At 42.3% G+C, this 16,753-nt stretch carries 16 protein-coding genes; 12 read left to right on the top strand and 4 right to left on the bottom strand.

Going from position 1 to position 16,753, the window contains the following annotated elements:
* Positions 1-126: 126 nt before the first annotated feature.
* From ACQKL5_RS09620 to fosB, 3 genes are read left to right on the top strand one after another with little or no spacing between them, the layout of a single operon-like run.
* Positions 127-825, top strand: a complete 699-nt coding sequence (locus tag ACQKL5_RS09620; protein WP_427608297.1) for a LytR/AlgR family response regulator transcription factor — start codon at positions 127-129, stop codon at positions 823-825.
* An 11-nt stretch (positions 826-836) separates the two neighbouring features.
* Complete coding sequence (locus tag ACQKL5_RS09615; protein WP_427608296.1) at positions 837-1,814, top strand: sensor histidine kinase; 978 nt, start codon at positions 837-839, stop codon at positions 1,812-1,814.
* 26 nt (positions 1,815-1,840) lie between these two features.
* The gene (gene fosB / locus ACQKL5_RS09610; RefSeq protein WP_427608488.1) at positions 1,841-2,260 is read left to right on the top strand and encodes a metallothiol transferase FosB; all 420 of its coding nucleotides are present in this window, start codon (positions 1,841-1,843) and stop codon (positions 2,258-2,260) included.
* Between the two features lie 38 nt (positions 2,261-2,298).
* Here the strand turns inward: fosB and ACQKL5_RS09605 are convergent, their stop codons facing one another.
* The 3 genes from ACQKL5_RS09605 to ACQKL5_RS09595 form a co-directional block, all read right to left on the bottom strand.
* Positions 2,299-3,012, bottom strand: a complete 714-nt coding sequence (locus tag ACQKL5_RS09605) for a glycosyltransferase family protein (RefSeq protein ID WP_427608295.1) — start codon at positions 3,010-3,012, stop codon at positions 2,299-2,301.
* Positions 2,987-3,688: a class I SAM-dependent methyltransferase gene (locus ACQKL5_RS09600; protein ID WP_427608294.1), complete on the bottom strand. Its 702-nt coding sequence runs from the start codon at positions 3,686-3,688 to the stop codon at positions 2,987-2,989. The genes ACQKL5_RS09605 and ACQKL5_RS09600 overlap by 26 nt, the downstream gene beginning before the upstream one ends.
* Before the next feature lie 252 nt (positions 3,689-3,940).
* Entirely contained in the window at positions 3,941-4,501 is a 561-nt protein-coding gene (locus tag ACQKL5_RS09595) for a nitroreductase family protein (RefSeq protein WP_427608292.1), read from the bottom strand.
* A gap of 446 nt (positions 4,502-4,947) precedes the next feature.
* Between ACQKL5_RS09595 and ACQKL5_RS09590 the strand changes: the two genes are divergently transcribed.
* Positions 4,948-6,696 carry an ABC transporter ATP-binding protein gene (locus tag ACQKL5_RS09590; RefSeq protein ID WP_427608290.1) on the top strand — a complete coding sequence of 583 codons (1,749 nt, stop codon included), beginning with the start codon at positions 4,948-4,950 and terminating at the stop codon, positions 6,694-6,696.
* Positions 6,671-8,452, top strand: a complete 1,782-nt coding sequence (locus ACQKL5_RS09585; protein ID WP_427608289.1) for an ABC transporter ATP-binding protein — start codon at positions 6,671-6,673, stop codon at positions 8,450-8,452. Before ACQKL5_RS09590 ends, ACQKL5_RS09585 begins: the two co-directional genes overlap by 26 nt.
* Positions 8,453-8,503: 51 nt before the next feature.
* On the opposite strand, the gene ACQKL5_RS09580 is transcribed toward ACQKL5_RS09585, so the two are convergent.
* A complete protein-coding gene (locus tag ACQKL5_RS09580; protein ID WP_427608288.1) occupies positions 8,504-9,232 on the bottom strand; it encodes a MerR family transcriptional regulator in 729 nt (242 codons plus the stop codon).
* Positions 9,233-9,591: 359 nt separating this feature from the next.
* Here ACQKL5_RS09580 and ACQKL5_RS09575 point away from each other — a divergent pair, with 359 nt between their 5' ends.
* From ACQKL5_RS09575 to ACQKL5_RS09545, 7 genes are all read left to right on the top strand, one after another.
* On the top strand, positions 9,592-11,643 hold the full coding sequence (locus ACQKL5_RS09575; protein ID WP_427608286.1) for a carbon starvation CstA family protein: 2,052 nt from the start codon (positions 9,592-9,594) through the stop codon (positions 11,641-11,643).
* Between the two features lie 14 nt (positions 11,644-11,657).
* Positions 11,658-11,861: a YbdD/YjiX family protein gene (locus ACQKL5_RS09570; protein ID WP_427608284.1), complete on the top strand. Its 204-nt coding sequence runs from the start codon at positions 11,658-11,660 to the stop codon at positions 11,859-11,861.
* 233 nt (positions 11,862-12,094) lie between these two features.
* Positions 12,095-13,309 (top strand): ammonium transporter, encoded by a 1,215-nt coding sequence (locus ACQKL5_RS09565; protein WP_427608282.1) that lies wholly within the window; start codon positions 12,095-12,097, stop codon positions 13,307-13,309.
* A gap of 15 nt (positions 13,310-13,324) precedes the next feature.
* Entirely contained in the window at positions 13,325-13,684 is a 360-nt protein-coding gene (locus ACQKL5_RS09560; protein WP_427608280.1) for a P-II family nitrogen regulator, read from the top strand.
* Between the two features lie 29 nt (positions 13,685-13,713).
* Positions 13,714-13,884: a hypothetical protein gene (locus ACQKL5_RS09555; RefSeq protein ID WP_427608278.1), complete on the top strand. Its 171-nt coding sequence runs from the start codon at positions 13,714-13,716 to the stop codon at positions 13,882-13,884.
* A gap of 348 nt (positions 13,885-14,232) precedes the next feature.
* Entirely contained in the window at positions 14,233-14,883 is a 651-nt protein-coding gene (locus ACQKL5_RS09550; RefSeq protein ID WP_427608276.1) for a LytTR family DNA-binding domain-containing protein, read from the top strand.
* Positions 14,884-15,014: 131 nt separating this feature from the next.
* Positions 15,015-16,541 carry an acetyl-CoA hydrolase/transferase family protein gene (locus ACQKL5_RS09545; RefSeq protein ID WP_427608275.1) on the top strand — a complete coding sequence of 509 codons (1,527 nt, stop codon included), beginning with the start codon at positions 15,015-15,017 and terminating at the stop codon, positions 16,539-16,541.
* The last annotated feature ends 212 nt before the right edge of the window (positions 16,542-16,753 follow it).

Here is a 16,753-nt window from a genome sequence, read left to right as displayed (position 1 = left end):
TCATACAAATAAAGAGAGCGAGAATCTGTAGTTATGTCACAAAAATACCATTTAATGTCGTTAAAGTGCCATTTTTCCATATATTGATGGTAAAATAAAGGAAATTCCAGGTAAGGAGAGTTGAGCATGAGGGTAGGTCTTGTGGATGATCGGAGGATTGATTTGGATAAGCTGTATGGGATCGTGACCCAAATGCCTGGTATCGAATTGGTTTTTTCCACGGATTCCGCGGAATACGCATATGAGCAAATCAAACTGGAAACGATTGATTTACTCATCGCGGATATCGAGATGCCTAACATGTCCGGATATGAAATGGCTGACATCATCCATTCACATGCATTGAACATCGCGGTCATTTTTGTAACAGGTACGAGCGGCTATGCCGTGCATGCCTTTGAACTCAATGTGCATGACTATATCATGAAGCCCTATTCGAGAGACAGGCTGGTCAAATCCATTGAACGCTTCCTAGAAAAGACGAAAAGCGCTGAAGTGGCGGGAAGGCTGTTTTTGAAACAAAAAAATGAGATTCATATTTTGCAAAAGAGGGATATTATTTTCATAGAGCGTTCGGGTCGATCAACAACCATACATACGAAAAACGGACCAATCACAACTTATCAAACCTTGAATGAACTGGAAGGGGAACTGCGGGAAAGGGACTTCATCCGTTCACACCGTTCGTTCATCATAAACATCCATTTTGTAAAAAACTTTTCGCTGTACGCTAAAAACTCATATGTCGTCAGTTTTGACGGAATCGAGGAGCAGGCGATGATTACGAAGGATAGGGTGGACTTCTTGCAAGCCCAATACTTTTAAGGCGTGAAATTATGAATGCATTCTTTGTAGCTATACTGGGATTATGGCATCTCTACGAATTAACGAAGCTTTTACCTTGGCAAATATCTCCATCGATATTCGTCATCTTTTGTACTGTTATCATCATGGCACTTTACTTCAAGTGTCGCCCCCTATATAAACGAATTTCTCTAGGAACCTTTATGGAGGGAGTTCTATTAGGCATGCAGCTTGTAGTGGCTCTACTCTACTTTACGATTCATCCTTCATTTGCCTACTTAGGTTTATTTACGATTTTCATAGGAATGGAATTGATACGCATCCATGTCGGGGAAAAGGACGTCCGTCTAGAAAGACAGCAAAAAGGAATGGAAGAGGAACGACTGCAGGTCAATGAAACCTTCCGGGTAGTTCGCAGTCAGCGCCATGATTTCCTGAAACATGTTTCGGCACTGCAATTTATGATTGAGCAGGAACAAATGGCCGCTGCGAAAGAATATATGAATGAGTTAGTGGATGGCTTTGAAGAAACGAATCTATCCATTAAAGGTGAAAAAGGGGTCGTTGCGGGGATTCTGCACCAAATGTTCCGCAAGGGCAAGGCAAAAAAAATTCAGATGACTTATCATCTCGATATCCCCCTCTCGTCCTTACCCATTAATGATCAGGACCTTGTTGCCTTGGTTGGGAATGTACTTGCCAATGCGGTGGAAGCGGCAGAAGCATATCAGGAAGAAAAAAGGGGAACGGCTCAAGTTACGATTCAGTTTTATAAACGGAGCGGGTTGTATATATTGACTTGCAGCAACCATTGTCGGCCAATTCCTAACTCCATCTTGGATACGATGTATGAGAGGTATGGTCAAACGACGAAGCGGGGAGAACATGAGGGGATGGGAACGAAAATCATCGCCGATATCGTGAAGCGTCATCAGGGCCACTTGGATTTCAACTATAAGAATGAAGAGTTTGTGCTGAAACTCAAGATTCCGGCGATTGTAAGGAGATAGATTTTAGGCGAAGGAGGAAGGCGATCATCGATATACAGGGATTGAATCACCTATTATTTTCAGTTTCGGACCTAGAGAAATCGATTGAATTCTATCAATCCGTTTTCGGGGCAAAATTGCTGGTTTGCGGGAACAGAACCGCTTATTTCGATTTGAATGGGATGTGGCTAGCGCTTAATCAAGAAAAAGATATTCCGAGAAATGAAATAAAAGACTCGTATACCCATGTTGCATTTTCCGTTGCGGAAGAGGACTTTGAAGCCATTCTTGATCGGCTTGAACGGTTGCATGTGAACATTCTGAGTGGAAGAGAGAGAGATGTGCGGGATAAAAAATCGATTTATTTTACAGACTTAGATGGGCATAAGTTCGAATTCCATACGGGCACCCTACAGGAAAGACTGGACTATTATAAACAGGAAAAGCCCCATATGAGGTTTTTTTAAAAGGACTAACTCAAATCCATAGCTGATATGGAAGAGTCTCATATCCCACTTTCTTTCAGAGTGTTTCTCCATTCTTTGAAAATGTTTAAATAATGACTATAGTTCTTCGTATCCGTAATTTCTCCGCATTCATGTAACACCCAGGGCTGTGGCTGGTAGGGAATGCCGACTTCATATCCTTCGTTTATAAATTGGAGGCATTGCGACGTATCGTATAAATGCCATCCATCAAAAAGGTTTTCGACCCAAGGAAGGTTATATTGAGTGGCTATTAACACACCATCCAAAGCCTGGACCTTCTGATAAGCGTAGTCCGCCTCTTCAAATAAAAGGTATCGGTATGTTGATCGGTGCTCAATGATTTTTCCTGCTTTTTTAGGGCTTTCCCACCAGATTCCATTGTCCGGGATGGACTTGGCACCAATAACCCCGAACATTCCTAGACTAGGATGATTTTCGAACAAAAAAAGTAAATCTAATAAAAAGCGTTTGTTTATGATCAGCGTATCTTGATGCAAATAGACTTTATATTTTGCATCAGTTTGATTCATTGCTTCATTATAACCAGCAGCCATACTAACTGAACCACGTATAGGTAGTAGCTCAATCTCCAAGTGAGACGGTACAGTTAAATCTTGTATATGTTGGACGCATTCCGTATATTTCGCTTCATCATTCACACAAGAAATAAAACATACTTTCTCGTTGATAAAAATCCCTCCTAAATTAAACCGGCTTTGCCCTAATAACATATTGATAAGCGGTAGCCTCAGTTTTGAAATGCTCGGTGCTGATTTGAAACGTTCGATTAACTGCTTCTAGTGCTTCAATCATCAGATCGTAACGGGGATTGGAAAATGGAATGATCATTAGGCTCTCTATAATATAGCCACTAGATTCAAAAAGCTTCACAATCTCATTCCGTGTAAAAAAGCGGTAATGCGTTTTATCTAATAGCCCAGCATCTGTATAGGTCCATGCACCGGATAATAAACTCTCGATAATAGAAATATGCCCAATATTAGGAATGCTCGCTAATACACAACCGGTGTTAGACAGCAGTGGCTTAACCTTCGTTAACACTTGAGAAGGGTTAATTAAATGTTCCAACACATCTCCAAAGATGATGGAATCGAATTGATTCCTGCTTAACGCTAAATCTGCAAGATTCACCGTTTCTATATTTTCTATAACCACTTCATCTAGTTTCTTCAGGGCGATTTCTCCGGCACTGGAAAAAAGCTCAATACCCGCAACGTAAGCGCCTGTTTCAGCTTTAACCGCTGCGCCTAGGTTTCCTTCGGCACAACCTATATCGAGAACCTGCTTCACACCCGTTGGTATCATTCTTAATAATGTATTATTTATTCCCTGATAGTACGTCACATTTTTAGATGCATAGTCTTCATAACTAGAATGATCACTCAATCTATGTTCCTCCTTGTTTACCGATTAAAGCTCTTATAAGCATAGCCCAGAGTTTTTCCTTTGCATTATGCCAATAAATATATGCAAAGCCCATTATGGATGTGCGTGGCAGCTATTTATAAAGAACATTACAAGATTGCACTACTGGACTTGAACGATATATAGAGCAACCTGACTAAAGGTCCAAACTGACGGATAAAACACGGATATACGAAAAGGGAGCCTCCAATTCGATTGGAGGCTCCCTTTCTTTCAATCCATTACGGTTAGCAGTTGTTCCATTGGTTTACGTGGGCGCGGTGTGGGGATCATGTCAGGGTATCCAACATGTAGGCTACCGACGATTTTTTCTCCGGGTTTGACGCCTAAGGCTTCACGGAATTCGGGGCTATGGATCATGCCATATGTTTCCCAAATCATTCCGATTCCCTGTTCCCAGGCAAGCAAGCTGAAGTTTTGGATCAAAGCACTTGTGGCTCCATAATCCTCTTCACGGGTCATGAGATTGGGATTTTCCTCCATGATGACCGCAACGAACATCGGAACACCGCTTAGTTTATTATATCCACGCTGACCGGCTTCTTTTTTCTTTGATGGATCCTTTTCTTTACCCGCCATGAAATCTCGTGTAGCTTCAGCCAGTTTTAAGCGACTGTCGCCATGTACGATGACGAATCGCCAAGGTTGGGTCATTTTATGGTTGGGCGCCCATGTGGAGGTTTCCAAAAGGGTTTGAATGGTTTCGAGGGGAACGGGCGTGTCCTTGAATCGTTTAATGCTCCGTCGTTCTTTTATGATTTGCTCTAGTTTCATGTTCGTTTTTCTCCTTGGTTTTTTCTATCTATTTATGTGAATGATATTTTTTTAAAAAAAGACCCCGGTTGCCTATTATGCTTTAAATTGAGTATATTGACTTGAATAAAGAGGGGGCAATATTCTAGTGACTTCGCATTCGCAACTAAGCATATGTATTTTACTAGGCACAGAGAGACCGGGGCGACATTGTATCTATGTACAATATCAAAAGGGTACGATAAGAAAATATCGTAGTGATATAACAAGTTTCAAAGATCAATAATGAAATTGAAAATCATTATCAATTAGAATTTTCTCTTATTTCCTGTTTTTTGTCAAGAGTATCATTGAAAAAAATCAAAAACTTTTTCCAAAGCTTACGGATCTTGCTAAATATTTTATAAATTCTGTATATAATTGTATAATAAAGGCTACTTACATATGCAGATTGAAGGGTGCCATAGATGAAAAAACTGTTTTCGTTCCTTAAACCGTATCGTATCTTCGTCGCTATTGCCCTATTTTTAATGTTAGTCGAGCTTGGTGTCGAACTGTTACAGCCGCTATTCATTGCGAGAATCATTGATGAAGGCATTTTACAAAAAGACCTCTCCGTTGTGATTAAGTGGGGGGCCATAATGATCGGACTGTCGATTTTTTCGTTTCTTGGAGGAATTGTCAATTCATTTACAGCTTCTCATGTGAGCCAAAGTTTTGGACACGATATCAGGAAAAATCTCTTCGGGAAAATTCAGGCTTTCTCATTTGTCAATTTAAACAACATCCCGACGTCTTCCTTGATCACCCGGATGACGAATGATGTGACACAGCTTCAGAACACGGTGTTCATGGGCCTTCGTATCATGGCAAGGGCACCATTGATTGTTCTTGGAGGGACAATCATGGCCATTACGGTCAACCTGAAGTTGTCCCTTGTATTAATTATTTCGGTTCCAATTCTTGTGCTTTTCCTAGGGTGGGTCATGAGACGTGCGGCTGTGCTGTTTCGGCTCGTCCAGAAAAGGCTGGATAACGTCAATAGCGTCATGCGGGAAAATTTGATTGGGATGAGGTTGATTAAGGCGTTTCTTCGCAAGAATCATGAAATTGACCGTTTTGATGGAGCGAACGATGAGTTGAAAAGGAAGACGGTGAGCTCCTTACGCTTAATTGAAACGGCGATGCCTGTGCTGATGCTGGTCATGAACGTGGCGATCCTCGTTGTCCTTTGGTTCGGGAGCGGATATATCTCTACGGGAGACATACAGGTAGGCGAAGTCGTGGCCATTGTCAACTATGCCACTAGAATCGCAGGCTCTCTTTCGGTCTTTTCCTGGTTAATCATGGTCTTGTCACGGGCAAAGGCATCAGCAGATCGTGTGACTGAAATATTCGAAACCCCGATAGATCTTGATAATGGCAAGTTGGAAGGCGAAGGGATAAACGTAAAAGAAGGACATATCGAGTTCGAGGATGTCTCATTTCGGTATCCGGGTAGCGTGGAGCCGGTGCTGAAACATTTGAATTTCACCGTGAAAGCAGGACAAACCCTTGCGATCATCGGTGCGACCGGATCGGGAAAAACGTCCTTATTTCAGCTCCTCCCACGTTTATTCGAAGTGGAAAGCGGAACGATCAGGATAGATGGGCAGGATGTGAGGGACATTCCTTTGGATTCCCTCCGAAAAAGGATAGGGTATGTCCCGCAGGAAGCCATGCTTTTCTCCGGGTCCATACAGAGCAATATTGCCTGGGGGAAAGAGGATGCATCGTTGGATGAAATCGTGACAGCGGCTCAGCATGCACAGATTCATGAAACGGTGATGAAATTGCCAAAGCAATATGAAACGCGGTTAGGGCAAAAAGGCGTAAATCTCTCAGGCGGGCAAAAGCAACGGCTGTCGGTGGCGAGAGCATTGGTGCGCAGGCCGAAGATCCTCCTTCTGGATGATAGTACAAGTGCATTGGACCTAAAAACGGAAAGTAGGTTGCTTGCTGCGTTGGAATCCTATACGTGTACGACACTCATCATTACGCAAAAAATAAGCACGGCTAGGAAAGCGGATAAAATATTGCTGCTTGAAGATGGAGAAGTGCTAGCAGAGGGGAAACATGAAGAGTTGAGTAAAACGAATGCGCTTTACCGGAAAATCGTTTCATCACAATACGGGGAGGAGGAGATTTCTTATGAAACGAAAAACATCTCCCGCTAAAAGACCGTCTAATTCTAAGGGAACGGTCAAGCGGATTCTCCCCTATTTAACGGCAAATAGAAGTTTGCTTATCGTTGTCCTTCTAATGGTTCTCGTTAGTTCGGTTTTAGGGCTGCTTGGACCATTCCTCGTTGGGATGGCCATCGATGATTATATAGTCCAGAAGGATAGTGATGGTTTGGTCCATTTGCTTTATGGGCTACTGGCGGTTTATGTATTTTATTCGTTATCCATGTGGCTGCAAAACTATTGGATGATCGGCATTGCCCAGGATACGGTTTACCAGATGCGAAACCAATTATTCAAAAAGCTTCATCAGCTTCCGATTCCTTTTTTTGACCGTCGCCAACATGGAGAGTTGATGAGCCGGGTCACGAATGATATTGAAAATGTCAGCTCCACATTGAACAGTTCGGTCATTCAAATATTTTCAAGTGTCCTCACTCTTGTCGGAACACTGGCCGTCATGCTGTATTTGAGTCCCTTACTTACGGTTCTTACCCTTTTCATTGTTCCGCTCATGTTCTTCGGATTGAAATGGATTACCAACCGGACGGGCAGGCTTTTCAAGGAACAGCAGAAAAATCTTGGGGATTTGAATGGATTTATTGAAGAAACGATTTCCGGTCAGCGTATCGTAAAGGCTTTTTCACAGGAAGAGAAAGTCACTCGTGATTTTATAACACGCAGTGAAAACTTGAAGAAAGCTGGTTATTTGTCGCAATCCTATTCCGGATTGATTCCAAAGCTAATGAACTTACTGAATAACTTAAGTTTTATCGTGATTGCGGCTGTTGGTGGCTATTTAGCCTTGGAAGGTTTGGGAGGGGTTACGATTGGTGTAATCGTCATTTTCACTGAGTACTCCAGGCAATTCACACGTCCCCTCAATGATCTGGCCAATCAGTTCAATACCCTGTTATCAGCTGTCGCCGGTGCGGAGCGGGTATTTTCGATTCTGGATGAAGAAGAAGAGGATGTTGATGAGAAAAGCGCCGGTGAATTACGGGATGTCCGTGGAGAAGTGGATTTCGAGGGAGTATCCTTTTCCTATGGTGAAGAGGATCAAACAATCCAGAATATAAGTTTCCACGTAAATAAAGGAGAGACGATTGCATTGGTCGGTCCGACTGGGGCGGGGAAAACGACAGTCATCAATCTGCTTGCCCGGTTTTATGAACCGAACGGTGGCAGGATCTTGATCGACGGTCAGGATATCCAGCGGATGACGAGGGCGAGTCTTCGTAAGCATATGGGGTTCGTTTTACAGGATTCCTTTTTATTTCAAGGAACGATTCGCGAAAACATCCGCTATGGCCGTTTGGAAGCTGAGGATGAAGAGGTAGTGGAAGCGGCCAAACTTGCCAATGCCCATACTTTCATCATGAAACTGCCCAATCAGTATGATACAGTCTTGACTCAGGATGGCAGCGGGATCAGTCAGGGGCAACGGCAGCTCCTGTCGATTGCGAGGGCAATCTTAGCCGACCCAATTCTTTTGATTTTAGATGAAGCGACAAGCAGCATTGATACAATCACCGAAATTAAGATACAGGAGGCTTTACATCGTTTGATGAAGGGGCGGACGAGCTTCGTCATCGCTCATCGATTGAATACGATTCAACAAAGTGATCAGATCCTGGTGTTGGACGAAGGGATGATCATAGAATCAGGTTCCCATGCGGAACTATTGAAGCGAAACGGTTTCTATGCGGATCTACATCGCAGTTCACTGAAGGAAAATCATACCGGATGAAAAAAATGTGTGCCTCTTGGCGCACATTTTTTTAGTGGATTTACAAAATGACTAGCGGGTATATTCCGTGATGGAAACAATGGCTTCATCCAAGAATGCGAGTACGTCTTCTTGCACGGGGTATAAGCCAGCGGAAGCGGATTCTTCCTTGGATTTTCGGATTTCCCAGAACTTCTCCTCGAGCTCTTTGTTACCTTGGAAAACCAATTCGGAAAGCAGTAGGGTATCTTCGGCAATGAGCCGGCCTTCTTCCGATAGAGGGGAGATGCCGTTCTTGATGCACATTTCAATTCTCTTCATAAGATTGATCCATTGCTTCATGCTGATATCATTCTGCTCCATTTTAGGGAGCTTATTTATCGTTTTCTGTTCTTCCTCGTTGAAGTGTACCCCCCGTTTATGCTCTTTCCTTTTGAATAGCGGCAGCAGCAGCTCCCAATTGAACTCTCCTTCCACCTCGATGCTGTTTAATAAAGTCTGGATGTTCTTTAGCTTGTTTTCCTCTTCTTTTATATCAGACTGTATCTGTCTTTGGTGCTGCAAAAGCAATTCTTTAAATGTTTCTTTATTCAATACGGTTTTTATATCATCTAATGAAAAAGAAAGGGATTTAAGTAGGCAAATTTTTTCGAGTCTCTTCAAGTCATTTTCCGTGTAATATCTTCGTCCATTCGCGTGTCTGTATTCGGGCGTCAATAACTGAATTTGATCATAATAACGGATGGTTCTTATTGTTACGTTGGCTTGCTTGGACAATTGTCCGACGGTTAGAAACTCCATGGTCACACCTCTTATTAGTTCTTGTAGCATACGTTAGGGCTTTGTCTTCACTTGAATTATAGCTCAATGATTGATAGGGAGTTAAAATAGGCCTTCCGTATATAACAGTTAATAATGGAGGTTGGAAATAATGATAGGTTAATGCCTGTTATGGACAGAAGATAAGTCTTTTCCCATAGTCTTTGAAAGCTAGGCTACTAATTTGGCTAGTGAAGAAAACCTATTGCTATATAACCATTATATGACATATAATTCAGAATATATATAAAATTAAGTTAATTGGTCGAAAGAGGGGGACGGAAAATCAAAAGATGTGAAATGGCAATTATTTTAAGATAAATTAGGTAGGAGATGATGGGATGAAAGCGCTTAAATCAGTGATTTTATGGGGGATCATCTCTGCGTTGGGGGCTGTAAGCTTCGGCATTGTTGCCTTAAATCGTGGGGAAAGCATTAATGCCATGTGGATTGTTACGGCTGCTCTCTGTGTATATTCAGTTGCTTATCGCTTTTATAGTAAATTTATCGCACAGAAGGTATTCGAGCTTGATGACAAACGGAAGACTCCAGCTGAATTGAATAATGACGGAAAAGATTATGTGCCAACGAATAAATGGGTACTATTTGGTCATCATTTCGCTGCAATTGCTGGGGCGGGACCACTTGTAGGTCCCATCCTCGCTGCTCAGATGGGGTATTTACCTGGTACGCTTTGGTTAGTGGTTGGTGTAGTTTTAGCCGGAGCGGTGCAGGATTTCGTCATTCTTTTCGGGTCGATGCGCCGGAACGGTAAATCGCTTGGCGAGATGATAAAAGAGGAAATCGGACCAGTCACAGGCTTCATTGCCATGCTAGGGATTTTTGGCATCATGGTTATCTTATTAGCTGTACTTGCCCTGGTAGTCGTGAAGGCTTTGGTTGGAAGTCCTTGGGGGATGTTCACGATTGCTTCAACGATACCGATTGCGGTCCTTATGGGTGTTTACATGAGGTACATCCGACCTGGACGAGTTGGTGAAGGGTCCATCATCGGGATTGTGCTACTGATGCTTGCTTTGTATTTCGGAAGATTCGTAGCCGAAAGTGCGACACTTGCTCCGATGTTTACATTTTCAGGTGAAACAATAGCCATCATGCTGATCGTGTATGGTTTTGTCGCTTCTGTTCTACCGGTTTGGATGCTTTTGGCACCACGTGATTATTTAAGTACCTTTTTGAAGGTCGGTACGATTATCGCTCTTGCGCTAGGTATCTTCGTCGTCATGCCGAACCTTGAAATGCCTGCGGTCACACAGTTCATCGATGGAACGGGTCCAGTTTTCTCAGGTAATCTATTCCCATTCTTATTCATCACGATAGCTTGTGGTGCGGTGTCTGGATTCCATGCACTTGTTTCATCGGGTACAACGCCTAAGATGATTGAACGAGAATCGCATGCTCGTCCAATTGGCTATGGTGCCATGCTGACAGAGTCCTTCGTGGCCATCATGGCGATGGTAGCGGCGTGTGTAATAACACCAGGCATTTACTTTGCCATTAATAGTCCAGGTGCTGTCATTGGAACGGAACCGACTCAAGTTGCGACAACGATATCCGATTGGGGATTCGTCTTGACGCCTGAGATGATTACGGGGCTAGCCGAAGATGTAGGGGAGGAATCGATAGTATCCCGTACTGGAGGGGCTCCCACATTTGCAATTGGTATGGCTCATATTTTCTCCCAAGTGGTTGGGGGAGCCTCGCTGATGGCGTTTTGGTACCATTTCGCTATTCTATTCGAGGCCTTGTTCATCCTGACGACCATTGATGCCGGGACCCGGGTCGGGCGTTTCATGATTCAGGATATAATCGGTACATTTTATAAACCATTTTCTCAAACGAATAAATGGGTGCCTAACATTATTGCGACAGCGATTTGCGTTCTCGGGTGGGGATACTTCCTCTATCAAGGGGTCATTGACCCGCTTGGAGGAATTAATACGCTTTGGCCGTTGTTTGGCATTGCAAATCAGATGCTTTCCGCGATTGCGTTACTGCTGGGTACGACCGTCCTTTTCAAAATGGGAAAGAAAGCTTACACATGGGTCACGCTTTTACCAACTACCTTCATTTTAATAGCGACGATGACGGCTGGCTGGCAAAAGCTCTTTCATGAAAATCCGGCAATTGGATTTTTGGCGCATAAGGATAAATTCAAGGCCGCCTACGATGCAGGTGAAGTTCTTCCCCCGGCAGCTAATTTATCCGAAATGAAACGGATCATTTTCAATGATTATCTGGATGCTGCCCTTTGTGCCTTCTTCATGATTGTGGTCATCACTGTCTTGATTTCAGCTATACGTTTATGGATTAAGGTCCTGAAAAACCATAAAATTGACCTGCATGAGTCTCCTTATATATCAAGGTCATAAAGGGAGGAGAAACCATGATTAAAAAAATAGCCGAGATTCTCAGCTACCGAAAGCAATTTATCAGTTTGCTTGTAGGCGTTCCAAGTTATGAAACGTATGTAGCTCATATGAAGCTCCAACATCCAGAAGAACCGGTAAAGACAAGGAAAGAGTTTTTCTGCGAGGCTCAGGACAACAGATATAATGCTAAGGATGGAAAGGTATCACGCTGTTGTTAGACCAATATAAGCGAAAAAGGCCCTTATGGATTGGGGCCTTTTTTTGTGCGGATTAATATTTGTTATGTGAGGAAAGAACTAAAGCCACATCCATTTCCGGTCCTTATTACATAGAAAACTTTTAAAAAAGTTAAGAAAGTGGTTGAATTATTAGAAAATTAAGTATATGATAAATTACATCACATAACAATGTTATATAACATAACATATTAAAAATTTAAGGGGGAAACACAATGCAAATGGCAGATGCGGTATTCATGTTTTTAGCGACAATGATGGTTTGGCTTATGACTCCGGGAATTGCCCTATTTTATGGAGGAATGGTAAAAAGTAAAAATGTCCTCAATACGGCAATGCATAGTTATATGCCACTCGCTGTCATTTCTATTATTTGGGTCCTGATCGGGTATTCCTTATCATTTTCACCAGGAAACACTCTCCTTGGCGGTCTGGACTGGGTCGGCTTAAAAGATGTAGGCTTCGCACCCGGCCCATACAGCGATACAATTCCTCATAGTTTATTCATGTTATTCCAAATGACTTTCGCAGTCTTGACGGTTTCCATCATTGCAGGTGGGATCGCTGAACGGATGAAATTTTCCGCTTTCTTAATTTTTACGATCCTGTGGTCCTTATTCGTATATGCACCTGTTGCACACTGGGTATGGGGAGGCGGTTGGTTAGCTGAACTTGGTACTCTCGATTTCGCTGGGGGGAATGTCGTTCATATCTCTTCAGGCGTTGCTGGTCTAATATTGGCCATCATGTTAGGTAAAAGAAAGGAATCGGGAGACAGTGCACCGCATAATCTTCCTTTAACGTTCCTTGGCGGTTCGTTGATCTGGTTTGGCTGGTATGGGTTTAATGTCGGCAGTGCGCTGACAATCAATGCAGTGGCGATGAACGTATTCGTGAATACGGCAGTTGCAGCGGCAGCCGGTATCATCGGTTGGTTAATCGTTGAGTATATGACAAATAAAAAGGCCACTTTGCTTGGTGCGGTATCAGGGGCCATTTCCGGATTAGTGGCGATTACACCAGCCTGTGGGTTCGTGACTACAGCTTCTTCCATTCTTATTGGTGTCATTGGCGGCGCAGTTTGTTACTGGGGTGTATTCTTCCTTAAAAATAAATTGGGTTACGATGACGCACTTGATGCTTTCGGCTTACATGGCATTGGAGGTACATGGGGTGGAATCGCGACTGGATTATTCGCGACTACATCGGTGAATGAAGGGGGAGCCAATGGCTTGTTCTACGGAAATTTCGACTTGCTGTGGAAACAAATCGTAGCGATCATTGCCACGTATATATTCGTAGCTGTGGTTACCTATATCATTGCAAAAGTCATCAATGTATTCGTCCCACTACGTGTCAGCGAAGAAGATGAGTCAACTGGACTGGATTTAACACTTCACGGTGAAAAGGCCTATCACGAATCAATCTAAAGGAGGGGAACTTATATGTCTCAGGTATTGACGAAAATAGAAATCATTACACGACCAATCAAGTTTGAACAATTCAAAGCAGAATTAGCGAAGATTGGTGTCAGTGGAATCACTGTTTCAGAAGCGAAAGGGACGGGGCTTCAGAAAAGTTACGTTGAAACATACCGGGGCCGGAATCGGGAAATATCCTTACATGATCGGATGAAAATAGAGATTGTGGTATGTGAAGTTCCCGTTCAAGAGGTGGTAGATGTCGCTAGGAAATTCTTGAGCACAGGAAAACCGGGTGACGGCAAGATATTCATTTATGAATTAGCCAATGTGGTCAATATCCGGACAGGTAAAGAAGGTCATGATGCATTAAAGAATGAATAGGTTTTGGAGATTAGAAAAGGAGGAGGAAAATGGGCAAGCTGATCCAGATTGTTGCCAGGAAAAAGCAAAAGATTGTTGCTGAACTAATATCTGAGAACATTTATCAAGCTACTGATAGGTCCTATTTATTGGAGTTACCACTGAAGAATTTAGAATCGATTCTCTTACTCCGAACTGCCCCCTCTCAGAAAGCAGATTAATAAATACAAAAAAACCGTTTTCTTCTATATAATGGAGAACGGTTTTTTATTTATTTTAAAGAGCAAGAAGAAATTTTTTCGGCATTATATTTGAATAGTTTATAAACTGGAAGCTAATTTTATAATATAAGGAACGACTTTTCTTGGTTCCACCATAGAAATTGGTGAGTGGACCTACTATAATGAAAAGGGGACGAAAGCTTAAATCCATTTTTATGGTTTTTTTGATGATTTTCGCTTAGTTACTTCCGTTTTTTCTTTATTCTTTGTTTAAGGAAAAATGTGATGGGATGTCCCCTTCTTTACGAGGAAAAGTAATCAATATGTTCTTTTATGGGGTGAAGGGAAATGGATCAATTTACGGTTAAATCCGTTTTAAATATTATTAGTGAATTCGTTCCACAAAATGCTTCGATAGCAGTGGCTGATTCCGAGCAGTTCATTTATTATCAACCAAGCAAGCAAATCGATGTTGGGATCAAACCCGGGGATATCATCAGTGAAGGTACGGCTGCATTCAAAGCATTGCAGAGTCGAAAAAAAATTGGCGTTCAAGTTGAAAGTGACGTATTTGGCGTCCCATATTATGGTCTGAGCGTACCAATCTTGGAAGGCGGGAACCCACTTGGGGCCGTAACGGCTATCCTTCCCTCTAAGCCTTTCGTATTGCCGACTTCATTTTTAACCGTCAAGACGGATGACCGGTGGATCCCACTGCCTTATGAGGAAATCATGTTTTTGGAAGCACAAAATAGGAAGACGAAGATCCAGTCCCAACGGGTGAGTGGTTTCCATAAATTGAACTTAAGCGAATTAGAATTTGTGTTGCCAAGTGACATGTTTATTCGGGTGCACCGTTCCTATATCGTCAATATACATTTTATTGAGGAAATATTGCCTGATTTTCACTCTACATTCTTACTTGTCATGAAGGATCATTCGAAGATACAAGTCAGTCAAACGTATGCGAGTCAGTTCAGAAGAGCCTTAGGTTTTTAGGTGTTTCTGTTTCGTGTGATATTAATTCTGCTTCACGCTCCTATTAAGGCTTTTCATTCATAAAAGAATGTGACAATTACACGTACTTGTTAAAATTAGGTGTAAGAAAAGCAAAAATGGGGGTCTTTTTTATGAACGAAAGCGTTTTCAAAAAAATCCGCAATGAACAATTTAAGGGGAAAGTTGTCACTGCGGAAGAAGCTGCTTCATGGATTAAGGATGGTATGAAATTAGGTATGAGTGGATTTACTCGTGCTGGCGATGCGAAAGCCGTTCCAATGGCTTTGGTCGAGCGAGCTAAAAATGAGAAATTCAAAGTTGATGTATATACGGGGGCTTCATTAGGACCCGAAGTTGACCAGCATATGGCAGAGGCCGGGATTATTAATAAACGTTTGCCTTTCCAAGCTGATAAAGCAATGCGTAATAGAATTAATGCTGATGAAATCTCTTATGTTGATCAGCATTTATCACATACAGCAGAATTAGTTCGTCAAGGGATCGTCGGACCAATTGATTTTGCAATCATTGAAGCGGTGGCTATCACAGAAGATGGAATGATCATTCCAACCACTTCTGTAGGTAACTCTTCCATTTTCGTACAAGAAGCAAAAAATGTAATCATTGAATTGAACGTAGCCCATCCAGATGGATTGGAAGGACTGCATGATGTATATACACCGGAGAAGCAAGGGGTACGCCAGCCGATTCCATTGACAAGCACAAGTGACAGAATCGGAACAATCGGTATTCCTGTTGATCCTGAGAAAGTAAAAGGAATCGTGGTTTCTAAAGATTTAGATGCTCCATCTACAATCGTTCCGCCGGATGAAGAAACAGCCATTATGGCGAAACATCTTACGAACTTCTTTCGTGAAGAAATTAAAGCGGGTCGTTTAACTGAAAAACTTGCTCCACTTCAATCTGGAATCGGTTCAGTGGCAAACGCCGTGTTGAATGGTTTCGTGGACTCCGAATTTGAAGATTTGGAAATCTATTCTGAAGTGCTTCAAGATTCCGTTTTCGAATTGATTGATGCAGGAAAAGTGAAATTCGCTTCAGGCTGCTCCATCACACTAAGTGAAGAAAAAGGAAAAGCAGTGTACGGTAATCTTGATAAGTACCGTGATAAGCTAATTCTTCGTCCGCAGGAAATCTCTAACCATCCGGAAGTAATTCGCCGTCTTGGATTGATTTCTATCAACACCGCTTTAGAGCTTGATATCTATGGTAATGTAAACTCTACACATGTAGCAGGTACAAGAATGATGAACGGAATTGGCGGTTCAGGAGACTTTGCCCGTAATGCCAGTCTTGGTATTTTTGTAACGAAGTCTTATGCGAAGGGTGGAAAAATTTCGAGCATCGTACCTTTCGTTTCCCATGTAGACCACACGGAACATGATGTGGACGTCATTGTGACAGAACAAGGTTTTGCCGATCTACGTGGCCTAGCACCAAAAGAACGTGTACATGCAATCATTGAAAACTGTTCACATCCGGATTACCGTCAACAACTTCGTGATTACTTCAACGAAGCGGTTTCTCAAACCGGTGGACATCAAACACCACATATTCTTGAAAAAGCATTCTCTTGGTATACGAACCTTGCCAAGAACGGTACAATGCTTGACGCGACTCTTCAAAATCAAAAATAATAATATAACCCCGCCATTACAGCGGGGTATTTTTATGCCTGTTTATGGGGGATTGACTGATAAAGTGCCTAATTAGACCGATAAAAAGGTCAATCTGACGGATAAAGTGGATCTAACAGCAACCAGCAGAACCGATTTAGTTAAATAAAAATGTTGGTTGCATGTAGGTGATAGGAAATTCTAAAAAATTTGTATAGAATGCTACGTTAGGG

The sequence above is a fragment of the Peribacillus sp. NPDC097675 genome (genome assembly GCF_050277655.1).
GTDB lineage: Bacteria > Bacillota > Bacilli > Bacillales > DSM-1321 > Peribacillus.
This window is presented reverse-complemented; position numbering and strand designations above follow the sequence as displayed.

What these genes read in the sequence shown, in the direction of transcription:
- ACQKL5_RS09570 (WP_427608284.1), top strand. Translation starts at nt 11,658, where the DNA reads ATGATTAAAAAAATAGCCGAGATTCTCAGCTACCGAAAGCAATTTATC.
- ACQKL5_RS09555 (WP_427608278.1), top strand. Translation starts at nt 13,714, where the DNA reads ATGGGCAAGCTGATCCAGATTGTTGCCAGGAAAAAGCAAAAGATTGTT.
- ACQKL5_RS09565 (WP_427608282.1), top strand. Translation starts at nt 12,095, where the DNA reads ATGCAAATGGCAGATGCGGTATTCATGTTTTTAGCGACAATGATGGTT.
- ACQKL5_RS09615 (WP_427608296.1), top strand. Translation starts at nt 837, where the DNA reads ATGAATGCATTCTTTGTAGCTATACTGGGATTATGGCATCTCTACGAA.
- ACQKL5_RS09580 (WP_427608288.1), bottom strand. Translation starts at nt 9,232, where the DNA reads ATGGAGTTTCTAACCGTCGGACAATTGTCCAAGCAAGCCAACGTAACA.
- ACQKL5_RS09560 (WP_427608280.1), top strand. Translation starts at nt 13,325, where the DNA reads ATGTCTCAGGTATTGACGAAAATAGAAATCATTACACGACCAATCAAG.
- ACQKL5_RS09605 (WP_427608295.1), bottom strand. Translation starts at nt 3,012, where the DNA reads ATGTTATTAGGGCAAAGCCGGTTTAATTTAGGAGGGATTTTTATCAAC.
- ACQKL5_RS09620 (WP_427608297.1), top strand. Translation starts at nt 127, where the DNA reads ATGAGGGTAGGTCTTGTGGATGATCGGAGGATTGATTTGGATAAGCTG.
- ACQKL5_RS09545 (WP_427608275.1), top strand. Translation starts at nt 15,015, where the DNA reads ATGAACGAAAGCGTTTTCAAAAAAATCCGCAATGAACAATTTAAGGGG.
- ACQKL5_RS09590 (WP_427608290.1), top strand. Translation starts at nt 4,948, where the DNA reads ATGAAAAAACTGTTTTCGTTCCTTAAACCGTATCGTATCTTCGTCGCT.
- ACQKL5_RS09550 (WP_427608276.1), top strand. Translation starts at nt 14,233, where the DNA reads ATGGATCAATTTACGGTTAAATCCGTTTTAAATATTATTAGTGAATTC.
- ACQKL5_RS09585 (WP_427608289.1), top strand. Translation starts at nt 6,671, where the DNA reads ATGAAACGAAAAACATCTCCCGCTAAAAGACCGTCTAATTCTAAGGGA.
- ACQKL5_RS09595 (WP_427608292.1), bottom strand. Translation starts at nt 4,501, where the DNA reads ATGAAACTAGAGCAAATCATAAAAGAACGACGGAGCATTAAACGATTC.
- ACQKL5_RS09575 (WP_427608286.1), top strand. Translation starts at nt 9,592, where the DNA reads ATGAAAGCGCTTAAATCAGTGATTTTATGGGGGATCATCTCTGCGTTG.